The sequence below is a fragment of the Acinetobacter sp. YH12201 genome (genome assembly GCF_013418145.1).
GTDB lineage: Bacteria > Pseudomonadota > Gammaproteobacteria > Pseudomonadales > Moraxellaceae > Acinetobacter.
Window position 1 is genome coordinate 20,115 of sequence record NZ_VPCP01000039.1, and the last position, 10,629, is coordinate 30,743.

At 41.3% G+C, this 10,629-nt stretch carries 9 protein-coding genes; 3 read left to right on the forward strand and 6 right to left on the reverse strand.

From position 1 onward, the window contains the following. Positions 1-47: 47 nt before the first annotated feature. On the reverse strand, positions 48-572 hold the full coding sequence (locus FTU91_RS09245) for a hypothetical protein (protein WP_180081949.1): 525 nt from the start codon (positions 570-572) through the stop codon (positions 48-50). 233 nt (positions 573-805) lie between these two features. Here FTU91_RS09245 and FTU91_RS09250 point away from each other — a divergent pair, with 233 nt between their 5' ends. Next, positions 806-1,384, forward strand: coding sequence for a DJ-1/PfpI family protein (locus tag FTU91_RS09250; protein ID WP_180081951.1), 579 nt, complete (start codon positions 806-808; stop codon positions 1,382-1,384). Between the two features lie 90 nt (positions 1,385-1,474). On the opposite strand, the gene FTU91_RS09255 is transcribed toward FTU91_RS09250, so the two are convergent. The 3 genes from FTU91_RS09255 to sbmA form a co-directional block, all read right to left on the reverse strand. After that, a complete protein-coding gene (locus FTU91_RS09255) occupies positions 1,475-2,470 on the reverse strand; it encodes a hypothetical protein (RefSeq protein WP_180081953.1) in 996 nt (331 codons plus the stop codon). A 326-nt stretch (positions 2,471-2,796) separates the two neighbouring features. Continuing rightward, the gene (locus FTU91_RS09260) at positions 2,797-3,867 is read right to left on the reverse strand and encodes a DUF1176 domain-containing protein (RefSeq protein WP_180081955.1); all 1,071 of its coding nucleotides are present in this window, start codon (positions 3,865-3,867) and stop codon (positions 2,797-2,799) included. A 119-nt stretch (positions 3,868-3,986) separates the two neighbouring features. Next, positions 3,987-5,183 carry a peptide antibiotic transporter SbmA gene (gene sbmA, locus FTU91_RS09265; protein WP_180081957.1) on the reverse strand — a complete coding sequence of 399 codons (1,197 nt, stop codon included), beginning with the start codon at positions 5,181-5,183 and terminating at the stop codon, positions 3,987-3,989. 560 nt (positions 5,184-5,743) lie between these two features. On the opposite strand from sbmA, the gene FTU91_RS09270 reads away from it, so the two are divergent. Beyond that, the gene (locus FTU91_RS09270; protein WP_086196922.1) at positions 5,744-5,938 is read left to right on the forward strand and encodes a hypothetical protein; all 195 of its coding nucleotides are present in this window, start codon (positions 5,744-5,746) and stop codon (positions 5,936-5,938) included. Between the two features lie 275 nt (positions 5,939-6,213). Here FTU91_RS09270 and FTU91_RS09275 read toward each other — a convergent pair whose 3' ends face one another. Further along, on the reverse strand, positions 6,214-7,017 hold the full coding sequence (locus FTU91_RS09275) for a hypothetical protein (RefSeq protein WP_180081958.1): 804 nt from the start codon (positions 7,015-7,017) through the stop codon (positions 6,214-6,216). Between the two features lie 269 nt (positions 7,018-7,286). Next, positions 7,287-8,009 carry a hypothetical protein gene (locus tag FTU91_RS09280; protein WP_166171191.1) on the reverse strand — a complete coding sequence of 241 codons (723 nt, stop codon included), beginning with the start codon at positions 8,007-8,009 and terminating at the stop codon, positions 7,287-7,289. A gap of 307 nt (positions 8,010-8,316) precedes the next feature. Between FTU91_RS09280 and metG the strand changes: the two genes are divergently transcribed. After that, the gene (metG, locus tag FTU91_RS09285; protein WP_166171167.1) at positions 8,317-10,374 is read left to right on the forward strand and encodes a methionine--tRNA ligase; all 2,058 of its coding nucleotides are present in this window, start codon (positions 8,317-8,319) and stop codon (positions 10,372-10,374) included. The last annotated feature ends 255 nt before the right edge of the window (positions 10,375-10,629 follow it).

Consider the following 10,629-nt stretch of genomic DNA (forward strand, 5'->3'; position numbering starts at 1 on the left):
ATAAATAAATAGCATAATTGAACCATCATATGTATGCATTAAATCAGTTATTTCCCTCTTAACTCACCCAACCTATTCCATACATCCGGCGTCAAAAATGTCATCACCAGTTTATTTAAATCGACATAACGCAGTACACCTTTCAGCTGACTTTTCACTTCAGGATTTTCTAAAATTTCGTCACTGGTAATCTGTCCAAGCTCTTGAAAACTGTCACCTACCGCTTGTACACCCTCCGCAGCAATTACAGCTTTGGTCTGTGCGGAACACTGCTCTACCAATATACGCTGCAATACTTGGGCTAAATTATTATCCAGCTGGGTTCTCTGCTCTTCATTCACATTGCTGAATTTCTTCAATTCCGGATGTGCAGATAACGCGACAAAGGTCCATTGCAACACCGTTGTTTTATCTGCTGCCGTGGTGGATTTCACCAAACAGTTACTCAGCTGATCCACCGTTGGCCCGGCCATTGCAATTTGTGTGGTTCCCATAATCGTAGTTGCCATCAAAACCGAACAACAGATTCGAGCAAAGCGACGACCAAAGGTGGTAAAAATAGAGTAAAACATAAAGCAAACTTCCATTCTGAACTGCTGCCTTTTTATCATAAATTACCAGGTGTGGCCTGTAATAGCTCTGTAAAATAAAACCTCTTTTCAGCTTGTCTATCCACCTGATGATTTGAATGTTTTCTGGTTTCGACTAAAGAAAGCCACCCCATCTTTAAAAATGACATCTGCTTATGCTATGGTGAATGAAAACAAAACTTTATATAAATCATATCCAAACAGAGGGAAAAATCATGGCTAAACAAATCTTGATGCTGGTAGGCGACTACGCTGAAGACTATGAAACGATGGTGCCGTTCCAGTTTTTAACGGGTCTGGGCTATACCGTGCATGCAGTCTGCCCGGATAAAAAAGCCGGTGACAGCATCGCCACAGCCATTCATGACTTTGAGGGTGAACAAACCTATAGTGAAAAACGCGGTCATAACTTTGCCATCAATTATGACTTCAATTCGGTCAATACCGAAGATTATGTAGGACTGGTCATTCCGGGTGGACGTGCACCTGAATACCTACGCATGAATGAACGTGTAATCGAGATTGTGCGTGAGTTTGATGTCGTTCAAAAACCGATTGCAGCCGTATGTCACGGCGCGCAGCTTTTAGCGGCTGCCGATGTGCTTAAAGGTAAAACCTGTTCTGCTTACCCTGCATGTGCAGCGGAAGTTAAACTTGCAGGCGGTCAATATGCTGATATTGCAGTGACGGAAGCAGTCACCGACGGACATCTGGTGACTGCGCCGGCTTGGCCTGCACACCCTGCCTGGATGGCACAGTTTGTGAAAGCATTAGGTGCAACGATTAGCCTGTAATACTGCTGCGTTAAGATTTGAAAACTTGATATCCACGTTCCATCGCTTGATGCTGGAACGTGGCACCAATCAAGATGAGAAAAATTGCTTTTACTTCATCTGCCTCAACATATTTTTCGCCCCACTGTGATTGTAATTCACGGCTAAATTTTGCAAGACTCGCGTTGCTTGAGCCTTAGAATTAGAAAAGCGGTTGCTATAACTGGGTACACTGGTTAAACAACGTGCAACCAGCATCCCCGATTCGGTATAGACCCGGGTTCCCTCAGTTCCTTGCAGCTTGCCATAGTTATAAGCCCGCTGGGCATTATTACAGGCAGAGATCTGATTTTTACCACTATTTAAATCACGACGTGCAGCGACGTAAAATTTCATCTGTTGCTGTTGCGGACTTTCCACGACTTTTAGCGGCTGTGCTGCTGGCAACTCCGGAGTTAGTTTGGTTTCTTTTTTAATATCTGCTTCTTTTTTAGCTTCAGCCTCTTTTTGAAGGGCAGTTTTATTGAGCGCTTTTTTATTGCCCAGATCATTGGAATTGATTTTTTTATCCGCAGCATTTGTGGTCATACTAATATTTTTATAAAACTTTTTAGCTTCATCCACCGACATGAGTCTGGTATGTAAGCTGACTGCCCGTGCATCCGAACCATCATTGAGTTTACGTTCAGCCACCGGTTCAATAGAGGCAATCCAGCTCTGTCCATTATTTTGTACACACTTATAGGCGCCTATGCCCTGTTTGACATTACCGGAGGAAAATAAGCGTTTTTTATCCGATGCATCCTTCACCAGAGCCATGGAACTCTTATACAGCAGCGTGAATTTGCCCTGCTTGGCAGAACAGTAATTGTTTAAATATTTTCTGGGATATAAAGATTGCGGCTCTTTGTCATTCTGTTTTACTCCCCATGAATAGACATATTCTTTGGCCTGTCCATTGGGTTGGTTGATATTTTTTTGAACGATCATTTCCTGTGCTGAAGCATAATTTTTAACAGAATCATCTGAACTCAAAGCATTAAAACTGGTACAGCCATGTAAAGTGATGCCCACTCCGCCAATCAAGATGAATGTTTTGAAATTCACGTGTTAATGCTCACTGATGCTGTAACTCAAAAATATATCAAAATTGGGAAAATCACAAATATAGTACTTTGATTTTATTATTAATTCCCTTCAAGTTAAATGATACATTTTTACCTAAAAAAGTAAAATAACTGCCAATCTTTTAAAAGTTTTGGTACTGAAATCCGAATGGGATAACACTTTTTAGCCAGTTTAAAATTTTTTATGATTGATGAAGCTTTAGTTATCCCTGAAACTATTCGGCAATTTCCATCATAAACCGATGAAAATTTAATCTTTTATATAAATAGCTAGCTGGCGTACTCAAAAGCTAAAATTAAAATGGGTTATTTCACCACGGCTTCAATTAAATCAAGATCCCAGGCACCACCGGCAAAACCTTTACACATGCCAGACCAGCGATCTACAGTTTGAATGAAAGCTTGTCCCTGCCAAATCCATTCGCTGATCTTCCAGCAATCACCAATACCACGACCCTTTTGCGCACTGCTAATTTCGCCTGCTGCAAAATCCGATGCAGATTCGGTCACAAAGCTGGCTTTGCCTGTTAAAGATTGATTCATTACCCAAGCCCCATAGCCTTCATTGTAGGCTCCGCGCCAGCATAGGGTGGTAGCTAGAACTTTGTTATTGGTAAGCTTATAGAGTTCAATCGCTTGTGGTTTGGCACCCTCTCCATCATAAATGCCTTCACAAAATTCAGCTACATCTGACTGTGTCGGCCGGGCAGCCATGAGTAACTTATGCAGGTTTTGGTACTGTCTGCTATTGGGCTGTAGTGTTAAATAAGGTTTTGCTGCGGTTTTTACTTTGGTGACTACTCGCTTAGGCTGTGCTGCCAATACTTTCGACTCACCTGCGGTGCCGGGCTTGACCAAAGCCCCTACCGTACCCATACGTTGTTGAAAATCATCCATTTTCAACAATGAAGCCGTCATGCCTGCATCAGAAACCTGCCAGGTGTAATAGGCATTTTTAAATACGATATTGGCTTTTTTCCGGGTCTGTTGTAACAGTGCATTGAGCTGTTTGCTATTTAGCGCTCCTGTGAGCAGTTGCTCTGAAATGTTAATCCTGACTCGGCCATAATCCTGATGATTTATAAAAAAGTTTAAATTATTCAGTTTCTTGTTATCTAAGGCTTGATCAAAACTGGATAAGGCAAATGTCCCTTGTACGGTTTGTTTTGCTCCAGCTTTACGGGTCAACAAGATTGTGGCGGGCATACTTTGCAGATAATCATCCTGATAGCCTGCTGCCCGACAGGTGCCAGTATTACTGCAATACACTTCCCAATCCTGATGAGAAAAAGACATGCCTTGAATTTCTTTGGCAAATGTTAGAGGACTGGTCACGGCCAGACAGCAAAGCCAAGTCCATGCATAAAACCTTTTCATTTTTTCTGACCCTTTCCCTTTTTAATTACTATACTTCAGCATTTTCATGATTGTGAAATATAACGCATTATAAAAAAAACCCGCATTATGCGGGTTCTGTTGCTCAATTTGAGTATACCTTATTTATGCAAAGTCGATTCAAATGCCCGTAAACGCTTATAAATCGAGAGCAATTCAATAATGGTTGACCAAGACTCAATTAAGTACTGGAATGACTCGCGTACCTTGCCAAAGACATTGGCAATCTGCATCATCAAACCTAAAGTAATTGCCCCTGCGGCAATACTTGGAAACAGCACAAATAAGCCATACAGATTGTCCAGTTGCATGTACCAGATGCGTACCATGTTGAAATAGGCATAATGGAAATACAGGCGGAAATAATTAAAACGTACGCGGCTAAACAGTTCTTTTAAGGTGAGCGGATCGGCACGATCGGCATAATCTTCACCATAAACCAGTTCTTTGCGGTAAGCAGCTTCAACTTTCTGGTTGTTAAATTCCAGACCCGGCAATTTATAACCGACCAGCATCAACACTACAGTACCCAGCACCGCCCAGCTGATGGCAGCCCAGACCAGTGCATAAGGAATTTCACCAATCACCGGGAGTTGTTTCACATGCGATGATAACTGTAACAACACCGGTAAAAATGCCATGAGCGTCATCAGGGCCTGAATGAAACTCACCCCCAAACTTTCGGTGGTTTTGGCAAAACGCATGGTATCTTCCTGAATACGCTGCGAAGCCCCTTCAATATAACGTAACTGTTCCCAATGCGCGGTGTAATAGTCATTCATCGCCGTACGCCACCGGAAGATATAATGGCTGACAAAGAACAGGTTAAAAACGGCAATCGTCACATAAACCATGGCGACATACAGGAAGGTCAAGGTTTCACTGTAAAGTAAATTGACATTGCCACCACCACTACTCAGCATTTTCTGAATCAGGTCATAAAATGGGCTGTACCAGGCATTCACAACGACATTGACCTGCACCGCAAACCAGATATTGAACAGGATAAAAGCCGAGCCCCAGACCGACCAGCCCTGCCATGGATTGCTGGATTTAAAGCGCCAGAACATCGCAAAAATAACGGTAGAAACGATGAACCACAGATAGAACCATAAAAATGAAGGTGCCCAAAAGCGGCTTACTCCAACAGGTAATTCTGCAGTGGCATAACCCGGTGCAAAGCCTAAAAATGTTCCCCAGCCACTTCCACCGGAATACCACAATGCAATATTGATGACAAACCAGAGTACCAACGATGAGAAGAACCACTTTGGATTAGGAAAAAAAGATTTAAACATCAGTTAGGGTTATTCCTTTATTTTTAGTTTCAAACTTGCCAATCAACCACCCGACCCATTTAGGCTGGATGGATGAAGCGGCTATTATTCTCGTCTTTTCATCTTTGTAGCAACTTATAGACTGTTTGTGAAATGTTTTTTCAGGTGAATTCATTTTCTTTGAATGATGCCTCTTATAATCAAGTTGTATGCTTCATTCGCCCTGTGATGAGGTTTTTATCACGCCAGTTCAGCCTAAAATCTGCTGCATATCGCATCCAATGCAGCAGAGGTGACTTTTAGTCAGATTTTGCCCCAGCATAGACGGAACAAATTAAAATTTGCTTAAAAATAATCCAGCCATTAAATCCATAGAAATTTTATGGAAATATTTGAAAAACCGGAGCTAAATCAAAATATAAGTTTTAATTTTATCTCATTTTAATATAGAATATGTGAACTATATCGTATTTTTCATCCATTTGTTTTTGGATTTAGTTCTCAAGACTGATAGGATTGGTTAAATATTTACCAATTTATGATACTATTAACCTAATTTATAAGATCTAGGGGGAAGTGCAATGGAAAATTTAATCATCGAATTATTAAAACCTGTGACCTTGGAAAAAGAGAACTGCAGTCCTCTCGTTTTTGAACAAGGCACGATCTTAAAAGTCATTATGCAAACACCGACCAGCCTGCTGGTATCAGATGATACCGACTTTAATTTTACTGTTTCTTTGCAAGATGAAAATAAAGTCTGGCGTGAACTATAAGCTTCATGAGATTTTTATAGTAATTTAAAAAATTTGGCTACGGAATCCTCGAACTTGAGTATAACTCCCCTAAACTCAAGTTCGAGAATTTCGATGTGCCATAAACAACAATAAAATTTGGCTGAACAGCACCCCTGCTGATCAAAACCATAGAAAAGAGATACATACTTTATCTGTTGTGAACGTTAAAAGTTCCCTCTATCTCCAGCCCATCCAGTATATAAGCTCACCCAAACCCAGCAGCTTTAAGCCGAATATGGTTTAGATCAGCTTGTTCAATACTTAAGCGTTCCCATAAAACTCAGCGCAGAAAACAGCCAGATAAACAAAACAAAACTGCGTCCCTGATTAAAATGATTCAGATCGGTACCATGCAGAATGTTATGCCGAGTCATGCTCACGGTTGAACTGCTATCCTTTTTATAAGCGGCAAGTTCAGCAAAGTACGGATTCATTTCAGTCGCAATTTTAGATTTGTGCCACAAGCTTTTTATTTCATTGCCCTTTAAGCCTGGAACAATTTTATAAAGATCCACAAACCTGGTTGCATTTTGTTTTAAAAAACCCGCCTCAATTAGGACATCGGTCAAGATGCCTTCTAGTTGTGCATAAACATTTGGAATGCAACCACTATAGAAGCCGAGTTTGTACATTTTAAAACTTTCAAGCAACACAAGACGGCGCTTCGCTTTGATATTTTCATCAATATCTAAAGCGTCAAAAGCTTTAAGCATTTGGGTTTGGAAATGTTCGCTGTTAATAATGTCAAGTAAATTAAATTGTTCTAAATCTTCAAACTGGTGAATAGCAGGCCAAAAGTGCATCAGGTTTAAAGCATCATTGGCCACTTTCGCCCCAATCGGTTGATCAAGTTCATCTGCCAAGATTTGGAAGTAAGCATCTTGCTCTGCAAAGCCCAATAGGGTGTTGATTAAAAGTGCATGCTCATCTGCCGAGATCTCTTCAATATATTGCTCAGCCTCTTTTAAAATCTGACTGCCCAATTGTTTTTGACTCGCAGTATTTTGTTTAATACGGGTAACGGGTTGGTCGAAATCGAAATCATCTTCGTCAATCATGATCTTTACTCTAGGCACATTGCTTTAAGTGCCCATTATCACAGGTATTCAATACAGCAGATAGCGCTATAAAATAAATACTGACCTTGATGGAACCGCAATCGAGATTCAATCAAGGTCATAGACGCTCAAGAACAGTGTGCCTGATTTAGAGATTCCCAATATGCAGATGGAGCATGTTTTGATGGCATCTGAACAATCTTAAATTTTTCGGCCGCTCTCCCCCCTTCAACCCTGGCCTGACTGAAGTATCTTTAAAGCTCAAACCATTATTGATGATTTTTATTTTGGTCAGGCTTGTTTTGCTCAGATTGATCGGTTTTATCTTGATCCTGCTTTTTCGGCTCACCTGACTGAGATTGATCTTCACCTTTCATTTTACTCATTGTGTCTGTCGCCATCTGTCTCAGTTCTCCCAGTTTGACAGAGGCTTCATTGACCAACTCCGTAATCTTCTGTTTGGTGTCTTCAAACTTATGCAAGGCCTCATCTTTGAAATGTGCCATACGGTCCTGCTGATCTGACTGATTTGCCGATTTATCTTTCGATGTATAATCCGCTTTCGCCTTTTTCGTGTCACCAGAACCCTGTTCACCAGTTTGCTGACTGTCTGACTTGCCATTTTTTAGCTCATTCAGAATCTTTTCGGCTTTTTTCAGTAGATCCTCACCAATGGCGATTGCCTTGGCTTTTAAGTCATCCATCTTAATAGTTTCAGTTTTATTATCCGACTTGCCAGACTGAGCTTCTTTAGAATTATCTTCTTGCTCTGCATGTTCGCCATTGGGCTGAGCACCTTGCTTCAGTGCAGACTTTTCATCAGTATTGTTGTTGTGGGCTTCTAAAACGTCCTGATGTTCCTGCTTGTGCTGTTTATCAATTTCATTCTGCTTTTGCTCTTTTTCCAATTGCTCATTCAGTTGTTGTGTATGTGGTTCTTTATCCTGGTTTTGCTTTGAAGTAGAAGTACTTGTCTGGTTATTCTGAGTCATGATTACCCTCCTGAGGTGTCATAAAATGATCAGACAATTTTTTAGCACAAAGCATGCAATCCAGCGGACGAATTAAGCAAACTGCAACAAAGCCTGTACATGTTGTTGCTATTGATTAGAGAAAGTAGCGTCAACCTAGCTCGATCAATTATTTAATATTCGCTCATCGGATGATATCGAATTTTATATTTGAATATTCAAGTTGTTTTATTCATTGCGCTTCAGCTAAAGCATTTCTTTGTAATCCCCTCTGCATCATGTAAAATTATGACCCATTGCATAAAATACGAATGAGAGAGTCATATCCGTGCGTAATATCCTAGTCACTAACGCCCTTCCATACGCCAATGGTCCGATCCATATGGGTCACTTACTCGGTTATATCCAGGCAGATATCTGGGTTCGTGCCATGCGTGCAATGGGTCATAACGTGACTTATGTCTGCGCGGACGATGCTCACGGCACAGCGATCATGCTGCGTGCTGAAGCGAATGGCATTACTCCGGAACAGCAAATTGCCAATGTACAAAAAGAACATGAGCGTGACTTTGCCGGTTTTAAAGTGGACTTCGACCACTACGACTCAACCAACAGCACTGAAAACCAGGCTCGTGCATCTGAGATTTATATCAAGAACCGTGAAGCCGGCAACATTGCCGTTCGCCCTGTTACACAATTGTTTGACCCTGAAAAAGGCATGTTCCTGTCTGACCGTTTTATTAAAGGCACCTGCCCGAAATGTAAAGCGGAAGATCAATACGGTGACTCATGCGAAGTGTGTGGTACAACCTACAATGCGACTGAACTGCTCAATCCAAAATCGACATTGAGCGGTGCGACGCCTGTCGAAAAATCTTCAGATCACTACTTCTTTAAACTGCCAAATTTTGGTGAATACCTGCAAAAATGGACCCGTGACGAAGGTCGTTTACCTGTGTCGATTGCCAACAAGTTAGATGAATGGTTTGAAGCAGGTTTGTCAGATTGGGATATTTCCCGTGATGCGCCTTACTTCGGTTTTGAAATTCCAGATGCACCAAACAAATACTTCTACGTTTGGGTAGACGCACCGATCGGCTATATGTCGAGCTTTGAAAATTACATCAAGACCAAACGTCCTGACCTAAGCTTTGACGATTACTGGAAAAAAGATTCTGAAAATGAGGTGTATCACTTCATTGGTAAAGACATCGTTTACTTCCACGCATTGTTCTGGCCTGCGATGCTGGAAGGCGCAAACTACCGCACGCCAACAAGCTTATTCGTCAACGGTTTCTTGACAGTGAATGGTCAGAAGATGTCGAAATCTCGTGGGACATTCATTAAAGCTGAAACGTATTTAGAGCATTTGAACCCTGAATATTTACGTTACTACTTCGCATCTAAACTTTCGGACAAAGTTGAAGATTCCGACTTGAATCTTGAAGATTTCGTTCAGAAAGTCAACTCTGACTTGGTCGGTAAAGTGGTGAATATTGCCAGTCGCTGTGCGAAATTCATTAACACCAAGTTTGACAATAAATTGTCTGCAACATGTGCAGAACCTGAATTGGTACAAAGCTTTATTGATGCCGGTGATTCAATTGCCAAAGCTTATGAAGACCGTGAGTTTTCAGCAGCAATCCGTGAAATCATGGCATTGGCTGATAAAGCCAACCAATACATTGATGAGAAAAAGCCTTGGGCGCTTGCGAAGATTGAAGGTGAAGAACAGCAAGTTCACGATGTATGTTCTGTCGGTATTAACCTGTTCCGTCAATTGGCGGTTTACCTAGCACCTGTACTTCCAACTTTGGCTGAACAAGTTCAAGCTTTCTTACAGTTAGACAGCTTCAACTTTGAATCACGTAAAACTGTATTAGTGGCTCATGAAATTGCGCTGTTCCAGCCATTGATGCAACGTGTAGATCCGAAAGCTGTGGCTGCAATGGTTGATGCATCTAAAGATTCTTTAGCTGCTCCTGCTGAAGCACCAAAAGCGGAAAAGAAAAAAGAGAAAGCTAAAGAGAAGAAAGCTGAGCCTAAAGTGGGCGAAGCTGAAATAATTGGCATTGAAGACTTTATGAAAGTTGACCTACGTGTAGCAGAAGTTCTTGAAGCTGCGACGGTTGAAGGTTCTGACAAGCTACTTCAATTGACTTTAAATGTCGGTGAAGCTGAACCACGTAACGTGTTTAGCGGTATTCGTGAGTTTTACCAACCTGAAGACTTAAAAGGTAAATTGGTGGTAATGGTTGCGAACCTTGCTCCACGTAAGATGCGTTTTGGTATTTCAAACGGTATGGTACTTGCGGCTGGTAATGGCGAAGGTGTTTGGGTGATTTCACCTGAATCTGGTGCTAAACCAGGTGATAAAGTGTCTTAATTTTTAAAATTAAGATTGGAAAAAGCCTCTACGATGTAGGGGCTTTTTTATGCTTATAAGTTCCCTCTCCTTTTGTAAAGGAGAGGGTTAGGGAGAGGATTTATTGAATCACAGCCCCATTTTGACTTTGAACCGTACCAGGTTTGTCGGAGACTTTTTATTTAAGTTAGGCCACCTGACCTAATGGGTTAATTTTATCATAGTACATTGCTTCAAAATCAAAAGGTGACACATAACCTAGTGCACTATGTACAC

Bases quoted from the DNA above. Each gene is read 5' to 3' on its own strand.
- FTU91_RS09245 (WP_180081949.1), bottom strand. From the start codon at position 572: ATGTTTTACTCTATTTTTACCACCTTTGGTCGTCGCTTTGCTCGAATC.
- FTU91_RS09250 (WP_180081951.1), top strand. From the start codon at position 806: ATGGCTAAACAAATCTTGATGCTGGTAGGCGACTACGCTGAAGACTAT.
- FTU91_RS09260 (WP_180081955.1), bottom strand. From the start codon at position 3,867: ATGAAAAGGTTTTATGCATGGACTTGGCTTTGCTGTCTGGCCGTGACC.
- sbmA (WP_180081957.1), bottom strand. From the start codon at position 5,183: ATGTTTAAATCTTTTTTTCCTAATCCAAAGTGGTTCTTCTCATCGTTG.
- FTU91_RS09270 (WP_086196922.1), top strand. From the start codon at position 5,744: ATGGAAAATTTAATCATCGAATTATTAAAACCTGTGACCTTGGAAAAA.
- FTU91_RS09275 (WP_180081958.1), bottom strand. From the start codon at position 7,017: ATGATTGACGAAGATGATTTCGATTTCGACCAACCCGTTACCCGTATT.
- FTU91_RS09280 (WP_166171191.1), bottom strand. From the start codon at position 8,009: ATGACTCAGAATAACCAGACAAGTACTTCTACTTCAAAGCAAAACCAG.